Source organism: Natrinema gari JCM 14663 (genome assembly GCF_000337175.1).
In the GTDB taxonomy this organism is placed as follows: domain Archaea; phylum Halobacteriota; class Halobacteria; order Halobacteriales; family Natrialbaceae; genus Natrinema; species Natrinema gari.
In genome coordinates this window covers 57,884-80,886 of the sequence record NZ_AOIJ01000038.1, presented here as the reverse complement: position 1 = coordinate 80,886, position 23,003 = coordinate 57,884, and the positions used below count along the sequence as shown (strand labels likewise).

Sequence of the window (23,003 nt, the reverse complement as noted above, 5' to 3'; positions counted from 1 at the left end):
ATAAAGCTACTCGAGGGGGGGGGGCGGTTCTCGAACGCGTTTTTCGGTTCCGGTTCGAAGCATGCCCCGTTGTGACTGCTGTGGGCGGCGTGACGGGGTGGCGCTGTCCGGGCGAGCCAGTGTGAACCCGAGCGGGTCGGCGAGTCGGACGGAGCGTGCGATTCGGAGCGGCCTGCCGTCGATGGCCGACGGGTCGAGCCGCCAGCCGACGTGTTCACTTCCACCCTCCTGCGGGAACGTTTTTTAAGCCCCAACGCGAAAGGCAAGTGATGGAACTCGACGATCATGCCGAGGATCTCGCCTCCGACCTCGGTGTTGACAAAGAGGAGGTCATAGACGACCTGCAGAACCTCGTGGAGTACAGCGTCCCGGTCGATGAGGCCAAACAGAGCCTCCGACGGAAGTACGGCGACGGGTCCAGCGGCGGTGGCGGTGTGCCGTCAGCGAAGGACATCGCCGAGATCACGCCCGATGACGGCAACGTCACCGTCACGGGCGTCGTCCTGACGGCGGGCGAGCGATCGATCCGGTATCAGGGCTCCGACCACGTCATCGTCGAAGGCCGACTGGCCGACGAGACCGGCGTCATCGACTACACCGCGTGGGAGGACTTCGGCCTCGAGCCCGGCGACACGATCACCGCGGGCAACGCGGGCGTCCGCGAGTGGGACGGCGACCCCGAACTCAACCTCGGCGAGAGCACCTCGCTGTCGTTCGAGGATGACGAACTCGCGGTCCCCTACGAGGTCGGCGGCGACGCACGCCTGGCTGACCTCGAGACCGGCGATCGAGCGGTCACGATCGAGGTCACCGTCCTCGAGTGCGAGCGCAAGACGATCGACGGTCGCGACGGCGAAACGGACATCCTGAGCGGTGTCGTCGGCGACGAGAGCGGGCGGCTCCCCTTTACGAACTGGGAGCCGGCTCCCGAGATCGAGGACGGCGGCACGGTTCGCATCGAGAACGCCTACGTTCAGGAGTTCCGTGGCGTTCCCGAGGTTAACATCTCGGAGTTCTCGACAGTCACCGCGCTCGACCGGGCGATCGACGTGGGCAGCAACACGTCGACGATGGCGATCGGCGACGCCGTCGCCACCGGCGGCATCTACGACGTCGAAATCGTCGGGAACCTGCTTGCGGTCCGTGACGGCTCCGGGCTCATTCAGCGCTGTCCGGAGTGTTACCGCGTCATCCAGAAGGGACAGTGCCGAACCCACGGCGATGTCGACGGGATCGACGATCTCCGCGTCAAGGCGATCCTCGATGACGGCACCGGAACCGTCACCGTCGTCCTCGACGACGAACTCACCGAACGGGTCTACGACGGCACGCTCGAGGACGCCTTAGCGCAGGCTCGTGAAGCGATGGATCAATCGGTCGTCGCGGATCGAATCCGCGAGCGCATCGTCGGCCGCGAGTACCGCGTGCGCGGTCACCTCTCGGTCGACGAGTACGGCGCGAACCTCGACGCCGAGCGCTTCGCGGAGAGCGACGACGATCCGGTCGCCCGTGCGACGGCCGTCCTCGAGGAGGTGGACGCATGAGCGCGACCGGCAACGGTGACGACGAGATTCCAGGCCGCGAGATCGCGTACCGGCTCTTCGCGGCCGAGTACGACGACGCCTCGCTTTCCTACGCCGAGAGCGACGAGGAACGGGCACCAAACTACGTGATCACGCCCACCGGCGCACGGCTCAACCGCGTCTTCGTCGTCGGGACTCTCACCGAAGTCACGTCGGTCAACGACGAGATGGTCCGCGCCCGGGTAGTCGATCCGACCGGCGCGTTCGTCGTCTACGCCGGCCAGTACCAGCCCGACGAACTGGCGTTCTTAGAACAGACCGAGCCGCCCGCGTTCGTCGCGGTGACGGGCAAAGCCCGAACCTTCCAGCCCGACGACTCGGACCAGATCTACACCTCGATCCGCCCCGAAAGCATCGCGGCGGTCGACGCCGACACCCGGGACCGTTGGGTCGTCAGCGCGGCCGAACGGACGATCGACCGCGTCGGTACCTACGCCGGGGCCGCCGAACTCGCGGCACGCGCGGACCTCCGAGACGGGGACGGGGAGGCGATGACCGACGCCCTGCTCGAGGCCGGCGTCAACGCCGGTCTGGCGGCGGGGATTCCGCTCGCACAGGACCACTACGGAACGACGCCGTCGTACCTCGCGGCACTCCGGAACTGTGCGCTCGAGGCCTGCGAAGTCGTCGCGGGCGATCGCGATCAGGTGAGCGGGCTCGAGATCGCACCGGACGCGACGAGTCCCGAGTTCGACGCGACGGTCGCGTCGCTCGCCGATCTCGACGGCGTCGATACCGAGTCGCTCGGGGCTGCCGCCGCCGAGCCCGGGGCCGACGCCGACTCGGCGCCGACTGAACCGGTCGCGGCCGGCGAGGGCGGCGCGGCGACCGACCCCGAGGATGCGCACTCGGGCTCCGCAGCCGGAACAGCGACCGGCGACGGGACCGACACTGCTGCGGTCGACGTCGGATCCGAGGCCGACCCCGATGCGATCGAGCCCGACGAGGCGGACGCGAGCGGTGCCGACGAGCCGGCCGTCACCGACGCGACCGACGAGCCGGAGACCGCTGCCGGCACGACCGAAACGACGGGCGACGAGCCAGCGGCCGACTCCGACCCGGTCGGTGACGAGGCGACCGCCGACGACGCCCCCGAGGCTGCGCCCACAGCGACGACCAATGCCGGCGGTGCAGCCAACGATGTCGCCGAGTCGGCGTCCGACGACGGCGACGACGAACTCGGCGATTTTGACGCCGGTGACGTCGACGACAGCATGTACGAGATGGACGAAGAGGAACGCGAACAACTCGAGGAGGAGTTCGGTGCGGAGTTCACGACCGGCACCGAGGTCGAGGACCCCGGCGAGGCGGATATCGACGTTCCCGAACCGGAGGATGGCGACGGCGACGACCCGGCGGCCGAGCCGAGTCCGGACGCGGACTCGTCCGGACTCGAGACCGAAGGCGAGCCCGCGTCGGAACCGGATGCCAGCGACGACGCCGACGACGCCGAAACCGAGGCGACCGCCGACATCGATCTCGAGGCGGAGGTCGTCGAGACGATGGCGGAACTCGACGACGGCGACGGTGCCAAGCGAACGGCGGTGATCGAGCGGGTCGCCGCTGACACCGGGGCCGACGCCGACGACATCGAGAACGCCATCCAGGACGCGCTGATGGGCGGCCAGTGTTACGAGCCCGACGACGAGACGCTGAAAGCGATCTGATCGGGCGACGATGCGAGACGACCCCCGACGAGCCGCGGCCGGATCGGCGTCGCCGCCGACTCGCGTCGAGCCCGTGCCGGGCGAGCCGGCCGCGACCGCCGCGATCGGGCCGGAGCGTGCCCTGCTCGTGGCCGACTATCACGCCGGCTACGAGTCCGGGCTGCGATACGAGCGCGGCGTCGACGTTCCCAGCCGGGCCCCCGACCGCCGCGAGCGACTCTCGGCGCTGCTCGAGCGGACCGACCCCGACCGAGTGGTCGTGCTCGGCGACCTCATGCACTCGATCGGCGACCCGGGCGGGGCCGAGCGCGGCGAACTCGAGGTGCTGTTCGAGTCGTTCCCGAGCGACCTCGCGGTCACCGTCGTCAAGGGCAACCACGACGGCCGGATCGAGACATGGCTCGGCGAGAGCCCCGACATCGATGCGACGGTCGAAGTCGTCGACGGTGCTGGCGTCGCCCTCGGCGCTGTCGGCGTCTGTCACGGCCACACCTGGCCCTCGCGGGCCGTCCTCGAGAGCGACGCGATCTGTCTGGGCCACGAACACCCCTGCGTGCGACTCGAGGACACGGTCGGCGGCAGCCGCGTCGAACGTGCGTGGCTTCGAGGGCGGCTCGACCCGGCTCCGTTCCGCGACCGGCCCGAATACGAGGGCGTGTCGTGGCTCGAGCGTGCCGACGAATCACCGCCGGCGGTGATCGTTGTCCCCGCGTTCAACGAACTGGTCGGCGGGACGTGGATCAACGTCGCCGGGCAGTCGTTCCTCTCGCCGTTCCTGCCCGCGGGGCTGGCCGACGGCGAGGCGTACCTGCTCGACGGGACTCGGCTCGGTCCCTACGAGTCGGTCTGATTCGACGGCGGGATCACTACGGTCCGATCGAAACTGTTCAATTGAAAAATATTTTTACGGAGTAGGTCGAACGGGAGACATGTCCCTCCGGAAGCCATCGGCTGCGTTCTTCTCGGTCGTCCTCGGCGGATACGTCGGGGCACTCACGCTGTGTGCAACGAGCCGCGTCCTCGGCGCGGCGTACACGTCGCTGTGGCCCGTCGCGATCGGTGCGTGTGCCGGGCTGTTCGCGGCCGGCCAGTGCTACATGCAGCCCACGCCCGCAACGACGCTCGTCCGAACGCGGTTGGACGCCCTCCTGGGCGCGGTGATCGTCGTCGGCGTCTTCGCCGTCCCGGTCCTCATGGCACTTGGCGTTCGCGGCCTTGAGCCGTGGCTCCGCGAGTGGTTCGTGGAGTTCCTCGTCTTCAGTCTCGGCGGCGCAGTCGTCTATCTCGTCACGATCAATCGCCATGTCACTGCGCTCCGCGAACGGGAATCAGTGCTAGCCGAGTGGAATGCCCGGCCGGACGCCCGCTATCGGCGACTGCTCCGCGCGGGCTTGCTCGTTCTCGGCTGCAGCTGCCTCGTCGTCGGGTTCGCACTCATCTTCGTCCTCGAGCCGGGCATCAATCCGCTGCCCGCGTTCGGCGGTGCCATGATCGGACAGGCGATCACCGCCGGCCGACCCCGAACCTACACGCTATTCGAAAGCGGACTGTGCGTCCGCCGGTCGAAGACGATCAACTACCAGTTCATCCCTCGATCGCGGGTACGGGCGGTCGATCTCACTGCCGACCGTCTCGAGGTGAGACGCGGGCTTCCGTGGCCGTTCCCGATCCGATGTGCCACGGCGACGATGGCGCACCCGGACCGGGTCACGGACGCGCTCGAACGGGTCCTCGAGTCCGCATCAGCGGCCGACTAACGACGCCGCCGTCGCGCGGGACCGTCGCCTACCGTCGGACCGTCTCCGATCTGATCTCGTCGCCTTCGCGCCACTGATAGTAGTAGTACGTGGCACCGGCGATCTCGGTCATCGAGACGCTCGCCCGCTCGGGGACGCCGTCGGGCGACGGGACCGGCTCGCCGTCGTCTGGGGAGGGTGCGTCTTCCCCCTCTTTCCACGCCGCCAGTTTTTCGAGGTACTCGCTCGCCGCACGGAGCGCCGCGGGTTCCCGGGTGGCGAGTTCGTCGAGTGCCTCGTGGCCAACGCGGTCTAGCTCCGGCGGGGGGCTCGGTCGCTCGTCCGCGGTCATACTCGCTGCTGGGAACTGCCGGCCCCTAAAACTCGCTGTTCCGCTCGAGTCGGGCTTCGGGCCCTCACAGGAATGCGGTATCATGGGCCATATCAGGTCCTAGTATCCATTGGTATCCAACTTACGTGTGGATTTATATACACGAACGAGGTGGCTATTGCTGACAATGAATTCACAAGCGCACCGTCCCGCGACGCAGCTCGAGCCGGTTCCCGACGACCTCGAATCGGCCCGTGCAAAGCTGGTGTACATCTATCTCGATGTTACCGAGGGTGCGACGGTCGACGAACTGGGAGACATACTGGCGATGAAGAAGATCAACGTCCTGAGCGTCCTGCGTTCGCTCTCGAGCGCTGGCCACGTGGAACGGACCGGCTCGGTGTACGTCGCGAACTAACCCGACGGCAGTGCCGGCAGCGAGAGCCGGATCGTCGTTCGAAGGTCCCTCAGAAGGTTTCGAGGTAGCGGTCGAGTTCCCACTGGGAGACGTCGACGAGGTAGTCCTGGAACTCCTGTTGTTTGGCTTCGATGAACTTCGGCGCGACGTGGTCNTTCCCACTGGGAGACGTCGACGAGGTAGTCCTGGAACTCCTGTTGTTTGGCTTCGATGAACTTCGGCGCGACGTGGTCGCCCAGCGCGTTGTAGATGACCTCGTCAGCTTCGAGCGCGTCGACGGCCTCGCCGAGGTTCGACGGCAGCGTGTCGATGCCGTACTCCTCGCGCTTCTGTTCGTCGAACTCGTAGATGTTCTCCCGGACCGGGTCCGGACACTCGAGGTCGTTTTCGATCCCCTCAAGTCCGGCGTGGATCATGACCGCTAGGGCGAGGTAGGGGTTACAGGACGGGTCCGGCGAGCGCAGTTCGACGCGTGACGCTGCAGGGACGCGAGCAGCCGGTTTGCGGATCAACGCCGAGCGGTTGCGATCGGACCAGGCAACGTAGACGGGTGCCTCGTAGCCGGGTACCAGCCGCTTGTAGCTGTTGACCGTCGGGTTCGCGATCGCCGTGATCGCCGGCGCGTGCTCNACGTAGACGGGTGCCTCGTAGCCGGGTACCAGCCGCTTGTAGCTGTTGACCGTCGGGTTCGCGATCGCCGTGATCGCCGGCGCGTGCTCGAGGATACCGGCGATGAAGGCATGTGCGGTCGCCGAGAGATCGAACTCGTCGTCCGCGTCGTGGAAGGCGTTCTCGCCGTCCTCGGTGAACAGCGAGAGGTGGGTATGCATCCCCGAACCGTTGATGCGCGGGATCGGCTTGGGCATGAACGTCGCGTGCTGGTCGTGTTGGGCGGCGATGGCGCGGACGACCGTTCGGAACGTCCCGACGTTGTCGGCCGTCGTCAGCGCGTCGTCGTATTCGAAGTTGATCTCGTGTTGGCCCTCGGCGACCTCGTGGTGACTGGCCTCGACCTCGAAGCCCATCTCCTCGAGTCCGTAGATGATGTCCCGGCGAACGTCGCTCGCGAGATCTTTCGGCGCGAGATCGAAGTAACCGCCGTGGTCTCCCGTTTCGGTCGTGGCGCGGCCGTCGTCGTCCTCCTCGAACAGGAAGAATTCCGGTTCGGGCGCGGCGTTGACCGTATAGCCCATCTCGTCGGCGCGCTCGAGGGCGTTCTTGAGCACGCGGCGCGGATCGCCCTCGAAGGGCTCGCCGGTCGAGGTATCGATGACGTCACAGATCATCCGGGCGGACGCCCCGTCCTCGCGGTTCTGCCATGGCAGTACCGCGAACGTATCGGGGTCGGGCTTGAGGCGCATGTCCGACTCCTGAATGCGAACGAAGCCTTCGATCGAGGAGCCGTCGAAGTAGATGCCCTCGGTGAACGCTTTCTCAGCCTGCCGGGCCGGCACGGAGACGTTCTTCACAGTTCCAAGAATGTCGGTGAATTGCAGCCGAAGGAAGTCGATTGCTTCCGCCTCGATTTCGTCCAGTACCTCCTCTTCCGCAGCGGTTAGGTTCCCGTTCGTCATCTTCTACTCGACTACGCAAACGGATTCCACTATTAAAGCTCTACTGTTGTTGGCGAATATCCGCAAATATCCTCAAGAGTGTTCAAATGTATTTTACCATCCGGCATCTGCGATCGAGAACTGATATCAGACGAAAATCGGCAGCGAAAGTGAAAGCGCGTTTCGGAAGCTCCGGAGTTACCGTCAGTGATTGTACCGACAGTCGGGCACCGATGCCGTTCGACGAATCGGCTACGGGTCGGGGTATCCACGGATACCGGCTGTCGCTCCGACGCCGACGAACGCGGCCAGACTCGAGCACCCCAAGTCGACGCTTGCCCGCCAGACCATCGCCGACGCGTGGACCGTTCGCTGCCACGCCGCCAGCGGTCCCGTCGCTGCCCGGTCGCGTGACGACTCGGTCGACCGCGGTCGCTTCGTGAGCGTCGTCTCACACTCGGGACAGACGTACGCGACGCACCGATCGCGGGGCTCCACCAGCCAGTCGCCGTCGACCGGACTCGAGTGGGCACACGCCCAGCAGAACAGCGTCGCTTTCCGCTGGGTCGGCAGACCGTCGTCGCGGTCAGTTGCGGGTCGAGTCATCGAGCGTGGGTACAGAATCCAGCTATAAAGTCACACTCCGTGCCCCCGTCACACAATACAGCCGTCCGATGAATCCGCGATGCGAGACCGTCATTCAAATCGGAACGTCCGAGACGGGCCCGTGATTCGGATTCCCCGAGCACGAGGCCGGGTTGACGAGCGGGACGGGCTTGCGGCCCGTGTGTCCGTCAGGGGTTTCTATCGCGGACACGTAGCCGTTCCTATGGCCGTGCCCAGCAAACCGAGTCGATTCGAGACCGGCGACGAACTCGACGAGTTCGTGGCGAGCCACGATATCGCGCTCGTGGAATTCTACACCAGCGGCTGTGCGCTGTGTCAGGCGATGGAGCCGGCCCTGGGCAACGTCGCCCGGGCGACCGATATCGCGATCGGAATGGTCAATCCCGGCGACGACATCGACCTCGTCGACCGGTTCGACATTCGGTCGGTCCCGACGCTGCTCCTGTTCGAGGACGGAGCGGAGACCGCACGGCTGGCGGAGGGCTTCCAGGGCGGCGACGCGGTGACCGACTTCCTCGAACGCCACGTTCCGAACGCCGTCGACGCCGACTGAGGCGGAGAGCGCGACACGCCGATCGAGCGTCCACGTCCAGAGTATCGCTCGCCCGTATTCCTCCGCGCTGTTCGAGGCGGTGTCGCGTCGCGCTCGAGGGCGATGTCGCCGGGTCCGTGAGCGCATGGTCGCCTGTCGCGGGGGCGCGACGAGAGCCGTCGGCTGAACGTAAACCGACGCACTGCTCGGCGATGACAACGTCACCGCGCGGACACCGGGCTCCGGTGTGGACAGCGGCCCGAACGACGAGCGTCGACCGCCCGCCCCGATCCCGGAACGCTACTCGTCGGGCTCGAGGTCGCTCGGATCGAGGTCGCCCGCGAGGTACCGCTCGCCCGCCTCGCTGAGTTCGTAGATCCCGGCCATGTGACGCTTCAGGAGGCCGTATTTGGCCAGTTCCCGACAGCGGTAGGCCGCGAACTTCCCCGGACAGATTCCCTCCTCTTCGAACTGGCGCGGCTCGAAGATGTCCTCCGACTGCATGGCCTCGAGAATGCGCCCGTCAGCGGCGTCCATCCACTTGGCGTCGATTTCCGATCCGGCGTCGGCATAGATCGGGGCTCCAGCCTTCGTTTCGACGGCGTGTCCCCCTTCAGTGTGGCTGTGTGCCTCCGTTTTGACCGTGACGTCGGTGTCTGCCTCGACACCGGTGTCGCTCTCCGCGTCGGCGTCGGGTGTGTGGTCGTCCATGTGGTGGTGTTCGGTCCCCGTCCGGGAGTATGTTTACGTCTCGACTCGGCCGGAGCGTCCGGCGCGCTCGTCCAGTCGACTACGACCGCGATCGATCCGGCGTGCCGTAATCGACGTGGACGTTCGGGGTCGTCGCCGGCGTCCGGCCGGTGATCCCGCGATCGACGAACGTTACGTCGGTCAAGTCGCCGCTGAATCGGACCGTTACCGTGCCGTTCTCGACCGTTCCCTCGACTGTCGTCCCCGACAAGAGGGTCACGTCGGCCGTGCCGTCCTCACCGACCGGTTCGATCTCGCCGTCGACGGTGAGTTCGACGCTCGAGGGCACCCCCTGTCCGATGATCGTCAGCGTGTTCGGGAGGGCAGCCACACCGCCAGCAGCCGCTCCCGCCCGCGTCGCTGCGATCGTCGCCGTCGCGGTCGATTCGGTGCTAAACGGTGACGCGTCTTCGGTCTCGCCGTCGGCTGTATCGGCTCCGGTATCGGGAGCCGTTGTCGCTTTCTCGCGTGCCATATGGTGGGTAGAGTCGGGTATGACAGTATAAGCCTTCTCACTGAACCAACGGTTCGATTCGGTGAAATATAACCTCTCGAGCGGAACGTCGGCGAAATTTTGACCCATCCCGGATTGCTCTCCCATCGAACGAGGGGCATCGACGACTCGCGTGTCGGTTACGATTCCAAGGCATTCATCCGGTCTGCTGTCCCGATTGCCCGGCGAACCGACGACTCGGCCGTGGGCTCGGTGGACCGGACTGACAGTCAGCCGTCTCAGTCGTCCTCGAGGAGGCCGAGTTCGGTGGCGACCAGATCCGCGATCCGGTCGGCGACGTCGGGATCGACCTCGGCGACGTCGTCGCCGTCGTGGAGTTGGTCGTTGTGTCGTTCGACGGCGTCGGCAACGTCCGAGAGGGGGACGCGGGACGTCGTTTCACAGTCAGGACAGACGACTGGAACGCGCGGCCCATCCCCGTCCGACTCGCTTGTGTTCGTCATTTGTCGGGTATCTCGCGCCGATCGATAAAACCTGATTGATTCGGACGACGGACGGACCCGTGTAGCCGTTCGGTCCGCGTATCGGTGGTACTATATGATAGCATACAGCACACGTTCGCGGAAATCTTCCGTCCGTTTTCGCCGCTTTCCCCGTAAATTGGCCAGCAGTATTATTGTGGTTCGAGCGAACAGTCAGGTAGACGGGGGGTACGACAGTCTGTCGGTGGGGAAGTCCACCCGATCCGTCCGCCCCGTCATGACGTGCGAGGAGCTCCATGGTTCCCGGCTACATCCGTAGCCGTTCCCTGTCTTTCGGACCGAGTCAGTCTCCGCCGAGTGATAACGCCGTCGTGGCGGTCGTCGCCGGGCCAGGTTCGGAGCCGGATCGATACCGTCGCCGGACCGGCTTATCCGCGGGTGCGATGGCGAGCGATGGCGGCGACCGACAGCGCGATAAGGGCCGCGAGCGCGCCGAACCCGGGCATCGAACCCCCGTCCTCGGTATCGTCGCTGTCGGGTTCCTGATCAGTCTCGTTCGTGGAGTCGCTCGAGTCGGTCCCGACCGATCCGGACGGGCTTGCGGAGCCGCCCGGCGCTGCATTGAGCTGTAGGATGACACTGACCTGTCCGTGAGTGGCCCCCGGTTCGTAGGTCCAGCTGCCACCGACTTCCTCGTAGGATTCCGCGGCGGCGACCGGATCGATATCCGAGTCCCAGCCGTCGCCTTCGGGGACCTGTTGTATGTACCCCACGACGTCGATCTTGTCGGCGTGCTCGCCGCTGATCTCCGCTTCGCCGTACTCGATGGTCGCGTCTTCGGGCTGCCCGTGTAGCTCGATACAGTGGGAATCCAGGTAGCCGTCGCCCTGGGACATCTCCGGGCTCGTTCCGAACTCATCGCCGTCGAGCGGCCGGTCGTAGTGGTCGGTCATGGGGAACTTGACGGTCATCGGATTCGCCTTGGAGTGCCAGCTCGTTACGTCGTTCGTCGGAATCGTAACGGACGTGTTCGGGACCGACTCGCCGACGACGGGGTCGCCGTTTTCGTTGAGCAGCGTGACACAGATCTTTCCGGAGCCCTCGCCGAGGTACGGGCTCCGATACTCGTCTCGCGGGTTCTCGTAGCTGATCCAGCTGCCGTCTTCCGCTGCCGCTTCGAAGTAGGGATCGCCCGGTTCGGGCGTGGGCTCGACGTATTCCGCTTCCGAGACGGACCCGTTCGACTCCGGATCGGCGGGGCTCGCGGACGCTCCGGCACCCGTCGCGACGAGACTGCCGATCACCGCCAGCCCGAGCGCGAGCGCGAGCAGCTTCCGACAGCCGTTCGGGAGCGGACGACGTGAGCCACGTGCGCCGGACATGGTCACGCTTCCGCCCCCATTACGATACCGAGTGGTTCCATCGGACAACTGTGCTGCGACGATGACTGTCGTGTAAGCGTACTAGTCATCGATCCGAGGTACCGGCTGTCCCGTCCTATATATGAGCAGCGTACCCGCGAAGTAGCAGGTCGTTACGCGGAGTAGGCAGTCGTTTGGGCGATCGGTCCGAATCGAAACGAGGTGCTCTGCAGTCATCCTCCCGGCTCGGCGTCGACTCGAGCCGACCGACAGGGCCGACGAGACGAAGTCGCCGGGGAGCGTCTTCGATCGACTGGCCGGCGAGTGCGGCGGCACGGACGACCGCCGGGCCGGCGGTTCGATGGTCGCCGGTTCCCGCCCGAACGCCGTGCTGTCGGGCGGATTGTGATAGCAGAACGGATTTACGTTCGGGTCACCTGTTTTCGCGTATGGATTACGAATCGAGTCTCGACCGAGCGATGGAAGACGTCCCCGATATCGGGGGCGACGAACAGCGACTGCAGATCCCCGACCCGCAGCCACAGAAAGACGGCGCGTTCACGCGAGTGACGAACCTCGACGAGATCGCTGACGTCCTCTCGCGGGAGACCGAACATCTCCATCGGTTCATCCAGCGCGAACTGGGGACCAGCGGCAAACTCGAGGACGGCCGCGGGCGGTACAACGGGACCTTCTCACAGACGGACCTCGACGCGGCGATCGACGCCTACGTCGACGAGTACGTCCTCTGTTCGGAGTGTGGCCTGCCGGACACCCGCCTCGTCCGCGAGGACCGAACGCCGATGCTGCGCTGTGACGCCTGCGGTGCGTTCCGCCCCGTCACCAAGCGCTCGACCAGCAGCCAGCAGCAACAACAGCAAGACGCCGTCGAGGAGGGACAGACCTACACGGTCGAGATCACCGGCACCGGCCGCAAGGGCGACGGCGTCGCCGAGAAGGGCAGTTACACGATCTTCGTCCCCGGTGCCGAGGAGGGCGATGTCGTGGACATCTACATCAAGAACATCTCGGGCAACCTGGCGTTCGCCCGCCTCGACTGATCACGGTCGATTCGTGTGGCGCGGCGGACGACTCGCGGCGGAACCACGGCGACGCGGGCGTCAACGCGCTGCCTCGGGGATCGCATCCGGCAGACAGACCACTTTCTCCCGACCGAGCCGATAGCGGTCGATGACGTCGCGCTCCTCGAGCTCCGAGAGGAGGCGACTGAGCGTGGCGTGTGCCCAGCCGTAGCGCTCGGCGAACCGTCGTTGTTTGATCCGGCCGCCGTGTTCGATGAGGACGGCACGAACGTACTCCTCGGGCGTGAGACCGTACTCGAGGAGTTCGCTCTTGTTCGTGGGACCGCTGTCGGGATCGACGAGGTCGCCCGTGAGCGACCGGTCCTCGTCCGACCCCGTCGGCGACGCGTCACCGGGTAGACCAGTGGCCGAGCGAGCCACTGCGACCACGAAACGGTCCGAACGAGCCACACACTGCGCGTGGTAGTCGATCGCCGACCTCTCGGTGCGTCGGTTCGCGTCGCTCGAGTCCATCGGAGCGACGCGGGTCGGAACCGGTCGTTTGACAGCAGTTACGAGCCGGGAACCGCCCGCACTCCGTCGTCCGTCCATTGTATTCCGGTCTGATAGCCATGTGTACAAAGGAGTATTCCCAAAAACGTTTACCCGACCCCCAACCCGGATACCGCGAAATTAAAGGTAGGTTGTGCTAGTCACACTAGTGTGGGAGTATCGTTCGATCTCTTCGGAACGCTGGTGACCGCCGACCGGCCGGACGATCCGGCCGACGCCGTCGCGACGGAACTCGCAAAGCGAGACGTCGCGGTCCCCGACGACTGGGCCGCGGCCTACGCGGAGCCACACGTCGACGCACCGGACGGCGCGGAGGTGCCGCTTCCGGCTCACGTCTCGCACGCGCTCGCGAGTCGCGGCGTGGACGCCGAACACAACGCGGCCAGACGGGCCGTCGTCGCAGCGTTCGACCCGACCGTCGAGACGAGACCCGGCGCGCTCGAGGCGGTCGACGCCGCCCGAAAGCGGGGGCCGGTGGCGATCTGTTCGAACTGCAGCGTCCCGGAACTGGTCGGGCGCACGCTCGTCAGATCGGCGTTCGAGCGCGACGATTTCGACGCGATCGTCACGAGCGTCGGCTGTGGCTGGCGCAAACCGGCCCCCGAAATCTTCGACCGGACCGCCGCCGAACTCGGCGTCCCCACCGCCGACCTCGTCCACGTCGGCGACGATCCTCGGACCGACGGCGGGATCGAGGCCGCGGGCGGCACGGCGGTGCTACTCGAGGACCTGGCGCTCGCGGACGTGCCGGCGCGACTGGCAGCGTCGACGCCCGACGAACACAGCAGTAATGACTGAGCGGTCCCATTCGGACGACAGTATGGAGGCGAAGGCGGCGTGTTGAGGACGCTCGCGGTCGTCGGACTGGCGTTCAGTCTCGATCTGTTGCTCGGCGAACTGCCGACTGCAGTGCATCCGGTCGCGTGGTTCGGCCGCCTCGTCGGCGCGGTCGATCGGCCGTGGAGCGATGACGAGCGCCACCAGTGCCTCGCCGGCGTCGCGATTGCCGTGCTCGCGCCGCTCGGTCCCGCCGCCGTCGTCGGCGGGGGAGTCCTCGCGGCGGGTTCGATCGGACCGATAGCCGGCGGTATCGCTGCCGCAGTCGCCCTCTTCCTGACGACCAGTCTGCGGTCGCTGCTCGAGTTGACCGAGGACGTCGTCGGGGCGACGGCCGACGACCTCGAGCGGGCCCGCGACCGGGTCCGCGGATTGGTCGGTCGAGAGACCGCGGCGCTCTCGGCCGGCGCGCTTCGCAGCGCGGCCGTCGAGAGCACGGCCGAGAACCTCGCGGACGGGCTGGTCGCGACCCTGATACCGTTCGCGATACTCGCGCCGATCTCGCTTCCGGCCGCGGCGGCCGCCGCCGCGTGGGTCAAGGGGGTCAACACGCTCGACTCGATGCTTGGCTACCCCTCGAAACCGATCGGCACCGCGAGCGCGCGGCTGGATGACGTCGTCATGTATCTGCCCGCCCGACTCGCCGCCGGGGCGATCGCCGTCGCTGCGGTCGATCCGGTTGCGATCGTGCGCGCCCGACGGTGGGCGCGCGCGCCGCCGTCGCCCAACTCCGGGTGGCCGATGGCGACGCTCGCCTGCGCCCTCGGCGTTCGCCTCGAGAAAGCGGACAGCTACGTCCTCAATCCCGATGCCGACCTCCCGACGCTGGCCGAGGGCGAGCGGGCCGTCAGCCTCGTCGGGCGAGCGGCCGTCGTCTCGATCCTCGTTGCCATCGTGCTGGCGATTGCCGTGCCGGAGCTTGCAGGTGGCTTCGAGACGTACTGGCAGTCGATGACCGCCTCGAGCACGGGTTCGATCACGGGGGTGCGAGCGGGACCGTGATCGGCCGCTGGATCGGTGCCGTTCGCGGCGCGCTCGGCTTTCTGACGCGGCTGCCGGTCGGGCACCGCGACGGCAATTGGGACGCGTTCCGCGCGACGCCGGCCGCGTTCCCCGTCGTGGGTCTCGTGGCGGGATCGCTGGCGGCGATCCCGCTGCTCGCTGCTGATACGCTGATCGCGCCGACCGTCGCACTGGGCTACCTGCTTTCGGTCTACGCCGTGACGGGAATCCACCACCTCGACGGGATCGCCGACGTGGGCGATGCGCTGGTCGTCCACGGCGACGTCGAGCGTCGCCGCGAGGTGCTGACGGACACGACGACCGGCGTCGGCGCGTTACTCGCCGTAGCGCTCACCGTCACCGCGCTGGCACTGGGCGGGCTCGGACTGGCCGGCCTCCCCGTCCGAACGGCGGTCGGCATCGCGATCGGGGCCGAAGTGGGGACGAAACTCGGGATGGCCGCGATGGCCTGCTTCGGGCGTGCCGCCTACGAGGGAATGGGCGAGCAGTTCACCGACGTGAGCACTGCCGGGTCGTTTGTCGCGCCCGCGACGATCGTCCTCGCGGCAGCCGTGGTCGGCTGGCCTCACCCGGGTGTGATCGCCCTTTCCGGTGCCGTCGCCGGCATCGGGCTCCCGTGGTACTGGGCGGCTCGCTCGCTGGGGGGGCTCAATGGCGATATCTTCGGCGCAGCCAACGAGATCGGCCGCATCGCTGGCGTTCACGTGGGGGTGATCGCGTGGACGCTCTCGTGATGTGCGGCGGGAAAGGCACCCGCCTCGAGAGCCCCCACGAGAAGCCCCTGCACCCGATCGACGGGACCGCGATGATCGACCGCGTCCTTGCGGCGCTCGAGGGGAGCCGGATCGAGACGATCGCCGCCGCCGTCTCGCCGAACGCACCGGCGACGCGGTCCCACCTCGAGGAGCACGACGGCGTCGCGACGGTCGAGACGGCCGGCGAGGGCTACGTGACCGATCTGCTGACCGTCCTCGAGCGGCCCGAACTGTCGCCGCCGCTCCTGACCGTCGCCGCGGACCTGCCGCTGCTCGAGGCGGCGGTCGTCGACCGGATACTCGCGGCCCACGGCGACGCCGAGGCCTCGCGCACGGTCTGCGTTCCCGTGGCGCTCAAACGGCGGCTCGGCGTCAGCATCGAGACGCGACTCGAGGCCGACGACCACCTCGCGCCGACCGGGGTTAACGTGGTCGGCACCACGGACGAATCCACGACGATGACCGACGTATACGACGATCCACGACTTGCGGTGAACGTGAACCGACGCGAAGACGCCCGTCTCGCAGCCGACATGCTGCGCGACCGCACTGCGGAGGAGCGCTGAGATGCGCGTCATCTTGCCCGCCGGAACGACCGAGACCGCGCTGATCGACGGCATCAGCGCCGCCGGGGCCGCACCGGAACTGATGGAACACACGCCCTCGGCGGACGTCGAAATCGTCGAACACGGCGCGCCGATCATGTCGCCGGTGACGCCCGTGAGCCCGAACGGCTGTCCGACGCCGGCTGCCGTGACCCGTGCGGTCAGAGAGGTCGTCGGCTTCGACGTGTCGGTGATCGACGCGGGGCTCACGCAGTCGACGGCCGCGCCGACGGTCGACCTCGGCGGCGGCCCCGGGAACGACGTTCGCGAAGCGGTCGCCGTGCCCGACGCGGACGCGACCTTCGACCGGGCGTTCGACTACGGCGCGAGTTTGCCGGACGACGAACTGCTGCTCGGCGAGACGGTTCCCGGCGGGACGACGACCGCACTGGGCGTCCTGACCGCGCTCGGCGAGCCGGCCGGCGTCTCCTCGTCGCTCCCGGAGAACCCGATCGAGCGCAAACGGCGCGTCGTCGACGAGGCGCTGGCCGCGAGCGACCTCGAGCCGGGCGACTGCGAGGGGACGCCGCTCGCGGCGATCGAAGCGGTCGGTGATCCGGTCCAGCCAGCAGTCGCCGGAATCGCGGCCGGTGCGCTCGAGTCCGGCACCGCGGTGACGCTCGCCGGTGGCACCCAGATGCTCGCCGTTGCCGCCGTGGTACGCCACGCGGGGATCGACGCGCCGCTGTCGATCGCGACGACCTCGTTCGTGGCCGACGAACAGGGCGATCGGCTCGCCGACGCCTGCGAGCGGTTCGACTGCGACCTGACCGTCACCGATCCCGGCTTCGACGAGCGCGACCACGTCGCGATGGACCGCTACTGCGCCGGCGAGGCCAAGGAGGGCGTCGGCATGGGCGGCGCGCTCTCGCTCGTCCCCGACGGCGAGATGGACGCGGTCAGGGATCGGCTCGAGACGGTCTGTCGACGGCTCGGAATCGAGGCCGAGGACGGCGCGGACACTGCCGAGCCGACGGAGGGCGGTCGTGGACCCTGACGCCATTCGAGCCGGGAACCGAGTGCCCCACGGCGGCGAGACCGACCGCGACCTGCTGGACTTCTCGGCCAATACGAACCCCAGAACCCCCGCGGGCGTCGGCGACGCGTACGCGGCCGCTCTCGAGGAGTCCCGGCGCTACCCGGACGACGGCTATCCGGCCTTTCGCGCCGCCGCCGCCGACTTCGTCGGCTGCGAGCCGGAGCGAGTGGTTCCAACCCCCGGCGGACTGGCCGCGATCCGGCTTGCGATGGAGACCGCCCTCGAGCCGGGCGACGAGGCGCTCGTCCCGTACCCCAGTTTCGGGGAGTACGCCCGCGAAGTCGAATTACAGGGAGCGACGCCGCGGTTCGTTCGCTACGACGACCTGACCGCACTCGGCCCGACCGCCCTCGAGCCGTGTGCGCTTGCCGTGTGCTGTACGCCGAACAACCCGACCGGCGACGCGATCGAGCCGGACGCGCTCGCGTCGTTCGCCGCCCGCTGTGCGGCCGCCGAAACGACGCTGCTCGTCGACGAAGCGTTCCTGGGGTTTACCGATCACCGGTCGATGGCGACCCTGGATCGCGAGCACGTCGTCGTCGCGCGCTCGCTGACCAAACTGTTCGGGTTGCCGGGGCTTCGGGCCGGCTTCGCCGTCGCAACCGGCGACCGGCGGGAGACGCTCGCAACGGCTCGCCGCACGTGGTCGCTCGGGACGCCGGCTGCTCGGGTCGGCACACACTGCCTGCGACGGGCGGGGTTCGTCCGCGAAACGCGCGCCCGCGTCGCCAGCGAGCGCGAGCGGGTTCGCGAGGCGCTCGAGGGACGGTTCGATGTCCACGACTCGGACGCACCGTACCTCCTCTGTGACGTCGGCGACCGGGACGTGGCGACGGTGATCGACGACGCGCGTGCGGCCGGCGTCGCGATCCGCGACGCGACGACGTTCCGGACGCTCGATTCTCACGTCCGCGTCGCGGTCAAGGATCGAACGGCCAACGATCGACTGCTCACCGCGCTGGGCGTTCGCGAGCGCACGGACGACGATCCGGAAACGGAGCGATGACGGACCCGGACTACGATGCGGTTCGGCGGGCGGGCGTGCTTCGCGTTCGCCGACCGGCTACCGAATGGCTCTCGACCGGCTGGAACGGCGGCCGCCGGACGGCCGACTGCGCGTACAACCTCTCGGTCCCGGAGGGCTGGGAACGGACGGCACTCGGGCCCTACATCGATGACCGCCTCGAGCGGGCGGAATTCGAGACGACCGCCGGGGACGCGGCCAGCCCGGCGTTGCTGACCGGCGTCGACATCGCGGACGCTCGCGGCGCTCGGTGTGGGTCCGTGACTGTCTACGCGACAGCCGGCATCTCGAATCCCGCCGCGTTACCGATGGAGCCGACTCCCGCCGACCGGGCGGCGTCGACTGCGGTCGAAGACGACGATGCGGAGTCCGGACAGGGGCGTGGGACCGTCAACCTCATCGTCGGAACGACGCGTGCGCTCGCCTCGGGCGCGCTCGAGAACCTGATCGCGGTCGCGGCGGAGGCGAAGGCGGCGACGCTGCTCGCCGAGGCCGGTGTCCCGGGAACGACGACGGACGCGATCATCGTCGGCCACGACCCGTCGGGGTCGCCGGCGGCGTTTTCGGGCAGCGGCACCGATGTCGGCGCAGCAGTGCGTGCCTGCGTCCGAGAGGCCGTCCGGGCGTCGCTTCGCGCCCACTACGCGACCGCCGACGCGGAGCTGCCGACAGCGGTCGACGATGCGACGTACGGCGTTTCGACTGCCCGTCGCGCCGACGTGTTTCAGCCGGCGCTCGCCAGCGACCGCTCCCAACCCGACAGTTAATCCGTTGCGAGTCCAAGCGTCGGCCGATGGTCGAGGACGACCCGTCAGCCGAAGCCGACGATCCGTCAGCCATTCGATCGGTCGCGCTCTCGCCGGAGGATGTCGTCGACGCCTACGTCTACGGGCGGGAAAACCCGGGGGAGGCCGTCCTCCGGGTCACGCCACCGTTTCACGGCCGGATGCGGGCCCGGCTCCACGTCTACCGCGTCGACGACGCTGAACTAACCGGCGCGGTGCACTTTTCGCCCGCGACCGTCATCACGGACGATGTCCTCGCAGCGTACCCGGACCTCGAGTCGGCGCTGGCGGCGACCGACGAGCCGGCCGCGGACGACCGGCTCCGCGAGCGCCACGCCGACGCCGTCGCGGAGTGGCGAACGCGAGCACGCGACGCGATCGTCGAGTCGATCGCGCTCGAGACCGACGACGGAACACACCGCGTCGACCTCAAGACGCTCGGCTAGCGAGGTCGCGAGCATGGCGGACGGTACCGAGCCACGATGGGAATCCGCAGCGACAGCGCCGACCGGTGGATAGCACGCGTCTCCGCGTTGCCGGGATCGACGAGTGCGGCCGATCGAACGTCGATAGCGACGCCGTCTCGTCGAGCACCGCGGCGGCCGAACGGCTCTGCTGCTTGCGGCGTGAGGCCCGGGTCGGCCGGAGCCGGGACGCCGGCAAACCGATACCACTAATCACCCGGCTGCGAGACCCCCGCTAATGAAACTCGCGCGGATCGCAACGGAGGACGGCCCGGTCGCGGGACGGTACGAGGACGGTGTCGTCCACGCGGACGACGGCGTCTACGAGGTCGGCACGGACGCCGACTTCCTGCCGCCCTGCGAGCCCTCGGCACTGTACTGTGTCGGCCGGAACTTCGCGACGACGCTCGACCAGATGGCGTACGAACGACCCGACGAACCCGACTTCTTCATCAAGCCGCCCGCGTCGCTCGTCGGCCACCGGGACCCGGTTCCCTCGCCCAGTTTCAGCGACGAGGTGACCTATGCCGGCGAACTCGCGGCCGTCATCGACGAATCCTGCCGGAACCTCTCCGAGGACGCGGTGTCCGAAGTCGTCCGCGGCTACACGATCCTGAACGATCTGGACGCGCTCGACCAGAACGGCCGAACGGCCCGCAAGGCGTTCGACGCGTCCGGCCCGCTCGGGCCGTGGATCGAAACCGCCGTCGACCCCATGGGGATCGACATGTACACCGACGTGGCGGGCGAGCGCCGGCAGGAGGCCACGACCGAACGCATGCTGTTCGATCCCGACGAGATCATCGCGTTTCTCTCCCGCCGCTTTACCTTCCGCCCCGGCGACGTGATTTCCTTCGGCAGTCCCGCCAACCCTGGGCTCGTCGAACCCGGTGATACCGTCGAAATCACCTACGAAGGCGTCGGCACGCTCCGGAACACGATCGTCGACTCGAGTGAGCGGGACACCATCGCCCTCGAGCGAGGGACGGGGCGCGCATAACAGCGACGGCGGACTCGTGTCACAGTCCCGTCTGCTCCACTGTCGGGTGGACGTTCGGGAGAGCGTCGTCGGTGGCGCTCCCTCAAAGGACGGGTAGAAAGGCACTTGGGGCCGACTCGCCTCCCCTCTAGTCGTGAGCGCTGACGCTACGCGACGCGTCGAGGTGTACCCCGACCGCGAGGTCGTCGTCGAGTTCGATCCCAATCTCACCTTCGAGTGCGTCGACGACTGTACGTGGTGTTGTCACCACGGCGTGCTCCTCTACGATCGGGACCTCCTCGAGTTAGCCCAGCGGGCGAACCTTGCGGAGACGACGACCGACTTCCGCGGCGAGAAGTTCGTCACTCGAGAGGCGAAAGACCACGAGGACCACGTCGCCGAGGACGGCCACGCGTGTGCCTTTCTGCGCGAGGATGGCCTCTGTTCGCTGCACTTAGACGCGGACTGGAAACCCACCCGGTGTTCGGTCTTTCCGCTCGCCGTCTGGCTCGAGGACGGCGACCTCCACGTCGACATCCGCGACTCGGCCCACGATCACTGCGAGGGGCTGAACGTCAGCGAGCGGTCGGTCATCGACAACCTCGAGGCCTTTCTGCCCGAACTGCTGTGGGACCTCGAGAATCCCGATTCGGACCGCGAACTATAGACCGGTAGCGATCCGTCGATCGGCGACAAACGGCAGCCGAGATAACTAGTTACTATATTGACATACAATACTATGCTGTGGGATACCACGACTTTCCAAGCGTTTAAACGTCTGCCGCACATAGTTAAGTTGTGACAGAAGACTCCGGGCGACGGAACCTCCGTATGCCCAACAGCGATGAAGTATTCGCCGTCGTAACCGAACACCTCGGGGGTAACCACGTTCGCCTCCGCTGTGAGGACGGCGAGGAGCGACTCGGCCGCATCCCGGGTCGCATGAAATACCGGACCTGGATCGAGCAAGACGATATCGTCGTCGCCGAACCGTGGGACTGGCAAGACGAGAAGGCCACCATCGAGTGGCGCTATACCGGCCAGGACGCGGATCAACTGCGTCGCGAAGGCCACATCGATTGATCCTCGGTAGCGGTTCCGATAACTACTAGATTTCTCCCACCGATAGGCCGCCCGTAGCGGTTGCGCTAGCGCTCGTATTCGGTACCTCGCCGAGATGAGGGTGACAGGCCAGAAAAACGAGACGTGTTAGCAGAAGTACTCCCAGTAGGTATGGTCACGTGAGCACGTGATCGTAGTGTGTTCGCCAAACGCCGCGATCGATTGCCGCACTTTCACCTCCGTCTCCCCGTCGGGAAGCGGGACGCTCGCGTTCTCCCCACAGTGCGGACAGGCGACTGCTTTCGTTGCAACTTCGTTCATGTTCATCATCCATGTTACCACACGACATAAGAGCGCATAACCGTTGTCGTCACTCTCGCCGATGCGAGACGGTGCGTACGCGAGCGTTCGCCTCGTTGTGCGTCCGAAGAACCGGTCAAATCGACTGTCTCGAACCGCGAGCGGCCATTACTCTCGACGGTCGGTCCGCACGCTGCTACCCATCTCGGCGTCGCGCTCCGCCCAGGTCCGGGACTGCAGTCGAAACGACTCGAGACACGCGGGGATTCGACTACCGCAGCAACCGCGTTCTCGAGCGTTATCGCGTCGCTTGCTTCCACTCGCGCAGTCCGACGATCGCCCCGTCGACGGCCGTTGGCTCCGCCTCGGTCGCCGCCCAGACGAACATCGGGGCGACGGCATCCGGATCGCGACCGTTGTTGCCCGACAGTTCCGTCGCGACGACCCCCGGGTCCAGACAGCCCACGACGTAGTCGGTGTCAGCGGCGAAGCCGCGAGTCACCGCCTCCGCCGTCGCCTTCGAAATCGCGTAGGAGCCGTAGCCTGCCGTCCCGTCTCGAGCGACCGCGCCCGTCGGCACGAGCACTCGCGCGCCGTCGTTTAGGTGCGGCAGTGACTCGCGGATCGTCGCGTACACGCCGCGTCCGTTCGTCCGCCAGTGGTCGTCGAACGCGGAATACGATTCGTCGTCGGTCGGCGTTGCTCCGGCCTCGCCGTGATATACGCCCGCCGCGGGAACGACGACATCGATACCGGCCGCCTCGCCCGCCCGCGAGGCGATCTCCGTCAGCCGCTCTACGTCGTACTCGTCGCGAACGTCGGTTCTGAGCCCCGCCGCGGTGGTCCCCGCGTCTTCGAGCGCGTCGACGGTCGCGTCGACGTCGTCCGCATCTCGAGCCCCGACGACGACGGTCGCACCGGCCGCACCGAACGCCTCGGCGACGGCAGCACCGATACCGCGTGTTCCGCCGGTCACGACGACTGTCTGGCCGTCCATACGCACCGTACGGGCGCGATCCACAGGAACCTACCGGACGGGGG

28 protein-coding genes are annotated in these 23,003 nt (G+C 67.4%); 18 read left to right on the top strand and 10 right to left on the bottom strand.

The window, feature by feature from the left end; translation table 11 throughout:
* Window positions 1-269: 269 nt before the first annotated feature.
* From C486_RS04935 to C486_RS04920, 4 genes are all read left to right on the top strand, one after another.
* Window positions 270-1,544: a Single-stranded DNA binding protein gene (locus tag C486_RS04935; protein WP_008453691.1), complete on the top strand. Its 1,275-nt coding sequence runs from the start codon at window positions 270-272 to the stop codon at window positions 1,542-1,544.
* On the top strand, window positions 1,541-3,250 hold the full coding sequence (locus C486_RS04930) for a hypothetical protein (protein ID WP_008453689.1): 1,710 nt from the start codon (window positions 1,541-1,543) through the stop codon (window positions 3,248-3,250). The genes C486_RS04935 and C486_RS04930 overlap by 4 nt, the downstream gene beginning before the upstream one ends.
* Window positions 3,251-3,260: 10 nt before the next feature.
* Complete coding sequence (locus C486_RS04925) at window positions 3,261-4,100, top strand: metallophosphoesterase (RefSeq protein ID WP_008453686.1); 840 nt, start codon at window positions 3,261-3,263, stop codon at window positions 4,098-4,100.
* A gap of 79 nt (window positions 4,101-4,179) precedes the next feature.
* Window positions 4,180-5,007 carry a hypothetical protein gene (locus C486_RS04920; protein WP_008453684.1) on the top strand — a complete coding sequence of 276 codons (828 nt, stop codon included), beginning with the start codon at window positions 4,180-4,182 and terminating at the stop codon, window positions 5,005-5,007.
* 28 nt (window positions 5,008-5,035) lie between these two features.
* Here C486_RS04920 and C486_RS04915 read toward each other — a convergent pair whose 3' ends face one another.
* Window positions 5,036-5,338 (bottom strand): hypothetical protein, encoded by a 303-nt coding sequence (locus C486_RS04915; protein ID WP_008453682.1) that lies wholly within the window; start codon window positions 5,336-5,338, stop codon window positions 5,036-5,038.
* A gap of 166 nt (window positions 5,339-5,504) precedes the next feature.
* On the opposite strand from C486_RS04915, the gene C486_RS04910 reads away from it, so the two are divergent.
* Window positions 5,505-5,735: a hypothetical protein gene (locus C486_RS04910; protein WP_008453680.1), complete on the top strand. Its 231-nt coding sequence runs from the start codon at window positions 5,505-5,507 to the stop codon at window positions 5,733-5,735.
* Here the strand turns inward: C486_RS04910 and C486_RS04905 are convergent.
* Both C486_RS04905 and C486_RS04900 read right to left on the bottom strand, forming a co-directional pair.
* Window positions 5,732-7,309 (bottom strand): glutamine synthetase family protein, encoded by a 1,578-nt coding sequence (locus tag C486_RS04905; RefSeq protein ID WP_008453678.1) that lies wholly within the window; start codon window positions 7,307-7,309, stop codon window positions 5,732-5,734. The two genes, C486_RS04910 and C486_RS04905, sit on opposite strands and share 4 nt — an antisense overlap.
* Before the next feature lie 231 nt (window positions 7,310-7,540).
* Complete coding sequence (locus C486_RS04900; RefSeq protein WP_008453677.1) at window positions 7,541-7,894, bottom strand: hypothetical protein; 354 nt, start codon at window positions 7,892-7,894, stop codon at window positions 7,541-7,543.
* Between the two features lie 223 nt (window positions 7,895-8,117).
* Here C486_RS04900 and C486_RS04895 point away from each other — a divergent pair, with 223 nt between their 5' ends.
* Window positions 8,118-8,468 (top strand): thioredoxin family protein, encoded by a 351-nt coding sequence (locus C486_RS04895; protein WP_008453675.1) that lies wholly within the window; start codon window positions 8,118-8,120, stop codon window positions 8,466-8,468.
* Window positions 8,469-8,747: 279 nt separating this feature from the next.
* Here the strand turns inward: C486_RS04895 and C486_RS04890 are convergent, their stop codons facing one another.
* From C486_RS04890 to C486_RS04875, 4 genes are all read right to left on the bottom strand, one after another.
* Window positions 8,748-9,158: a hypothetical protein gene (locus tag C486_RS04890; protein WP_008453673.1), complete on the bottom strand. Its 411-nt coding sequence runs from the start codon at window positions 9,156-9,158 to the stop codon at window positions 8,748-8,750.
* A 79-nt stretch (window positions 9,159-9,237) separates the two neighbouring features.
* The gene (locus C486_RS04885) at window positions 9,238-9,672 is read right to left on the bottom strand and encodes a hypothetical protein (RefSeq protein ID WP_008453672.1); all 435 of its coding nucleotides are present in this window, start codon (window positions 9,670-9,672) and stop codon (window positions 9,238-9,240) included.
* 257 nt (window positions 9,673-9,929) lie between these two features.
* Window positions 9,930-10,154 carry a hypothetical protein gene (locus C486_RS04880; protein ID WP_008453670.1) on the bottom strand — a complete coding sequence of 75 codons (225 nt, stop codon included), beginning with the start codon at window positions 10,152-10,154 and terminating at the stop codon, window positions 9,930-9,932.
* 407 nt (window positions 10,155-10,561) lie between these two features.
* Window positions 10,562-11,515: a PGF-CTERM sorting domain-containing protein gene (locus tag C486_RS04875; protein WP_008453668.1), complete on the bottom strand. Its 954-nt coding sequence runs from the start codon at window positions 11,513-11,515 to the stop codon at window positions 10,562-10,564.
* 428 nt (window positions 11,516-11,943) lie between these two features.
* Between C486_RS04875 and C486_RS04870 the strand changes: the two genes are divergently transcribed.
* Entirely contained in the window at window positions 11,944-12,555 is a 612-nt protein-coding gene (locus C486_RS04870) for a translation initiation factor IF-2 subunit beta (protein WP_008453666.1), read from the top strand.
* Window positions 12,556-12,615: 60 nt separating this feature from the next.
* On the opposite strand, the gene C486_RS04865 is transcribed toward C486_RS04870, so the two are convergent.
* Complete coding sequence (locus C486_RS04865) at window positions 12,616-13,050, bottom strand: helix-turn-helix transcriptional regulator (RefSeq protein ID WP_008453664.1); 435 nt, start codon at window positions 13,048-13,050, stop codon at window positions 12,616-12,618.
* 189 nt (window positions 13,051-13,239) lie between these two features.
* Here C486_RS04865 and C486_RS04860 point away from each other — a divergent pair, with 189 nt between their 5' ends.
* The 11 genes from C486_RS04860 (at window position 13,240) to C486_RS04805 (ending at window position 21,683) form a co-directional block, all read left to right on the top strand.
* The gene (locus C486_RS04860) at window positions 13,240-13,887 is read left to right on the top strand and encodes an HAD family hydrolase (RefSeq protein WP_049910162.1); all 648 of its coding nucleotides are present in this window, start codon (window positions 13,240-13,242) and stop codon (window positions 13,885-13,887) included.
* 39 nt (window positions 13,888-13,926) lie between these two features.
* A complete protein-coding gene (gene cbiB, locus C486_RS04855; protein ID WP_008453661.1) occupies window positions 13,927-14,928 on the top strand; it encodes an adenosylcobinamide-phosphate synthase CbiB in 1,002 nt (333 codons plus the stop codon).
* On the top strand, window positions 14,925-15,683 hold the full coding sequence (gene cobS / locus C486_RS04850) for an adenosylcobinamide-GDP ribazoletransferase (protein WP_008453659.1): 759 nt from the start codon (window positions 14,925-14,927) through the stop codon (window positions 15,681-15,683). Before cbiB ends, cobS begins: the two co-directional genes overlap by 4 nt.
* Window positions 15,683-16,270, top strand: a complete 588-nt coding sequence (locus C486_RS04845) for a GTP--adenosylcobinamide-phosphateguanylyl transferase (RefSeq protein WP_008453657.1) — start codon at window positions 15,683-15,685, stop codon at window positions 16,268-16,270. Before cobS ends, C486_RS04845 begins: the two co-directional genes overlap by 1 nt.
* 1 nt (window position 16,271) lies before the next feature.
* The gene (gene cobT / locus C486_RS04840) at window positions 16,272-17,306 is read left to right on the top strand and encodes a nicotinate mononucleotide-dependent phosphoribosyltransferase CobT (protein ID WP_008453655.1); all 1,035 of its coding nucleotides are present in this window, start codon (window positions 16,272-16,274) and stop codon (window positions 17,304-17,306) included.
* Window positions 17,296-18,354, top strand: a complete 1,059-nt coding sequence (locus C486_RS04835; RefSeq protein WP_008453653.1) for an aminotransferase class I/II-fold pyridoxal phosphate-dependent enzyme — start codon at window positions 17,296-17,298, stop codon at window positions 18,352-18,354. Before cobT ends, C486_RS04835 begins: the two co-directional genes overlap by 11 nt.
* Window positions 18,351-19,139, top strand: coding sequence for an adenosylcobinamide amidohydrolase (locus C486_RS04830; protein ID WP_008453651.1), 789 nt, complete (start codon window positions 18,351-18,353; stop codon window positions 19,137-19,139). Before C486_RS04835 ends, C486_RS04830 begins: the two co-directional genes overlap by 4 nt.
* Before the next feature lie 26 nt (window positions 19,140-19,165).
* Complete coding sequence (locus C486_RS04825; RefSeq protein ID WP_008453649.1) at window positions 19,166-19,603, top strand: hypothetical protein; 438 nt, start codon at window positions 19,166-19,168, stop codon at window positions 19,601-19,603.
* Window positions 19,604-19,859: 256 nt separating this feature from the next.
* Window positions 19,860-20,621 (top strand): fumarylacetoacetate hydrolase family protein, encoded by a 762-nt coding sequence (locus C486_RS04815; protein ID WP_008453646.1) that lies wholly within the window; start codon window positions 19,860-19,862, stop codon window positions 20,619-20,621.
* Between the two features lie 133 nt (window positions 20,622-20,754).
* Entirely contained in the window at window positions 20,755-21,267 is a 513-nt protein-coding gene (locus C486_RS04810) for a YkgJ family cysteine cluster protein (protein ID WP_008453644.1), read from the top strand.
* 131 nt (window positions 21,268-21,398) lie between these two features.
* Window positions 21,399-21,683 (top strand): translation initiation factor eIF-1A, encoded by a 285-nt coding sequence (locus tag C486_RS04805; protein ID WP_081603348.1) that lies wholly within the window; start codon window positions 21,399-21,401, stop codon window positions 21,681-21,683.
* 126 nt (window positions 21,684-21,809) lie between these two features.
* Here C486_RS04805 and C486_RS21580 read toward each other — a convergent pair whose 3' ends face one another.
* The gene (locus C486_RS21580; RefSeq protein ID WP_169316572.1) at window positions 21,810-21,983 is read right to left on the bottom strand and encodes a hypothetical protein; all 174 of its coding nucleotides are present in this window, start codon (window positions 21,981-21,983) and stop codon (window positions 21,810-21,812) included.
* Window positions 21,984-22,260: 277 nt separating this feature from the next.
* Window positions 22,261-22,959 carry an SDR family NAD(P)-dependent oxidoreductase gene (locus C486_RS04795; RefSeq protein ID WP_008453636.1) on the bottom strand — a complete coding sequence of 233 codons (699 nt, stop codon included), beginning with the start codon at window positions 22,957-22,959 and terminating at the stop codon, window positions 22,261-22,263.
* Between the last annotated feature and the right edge of the window lie 44 nt (window positions 22,960-23,003).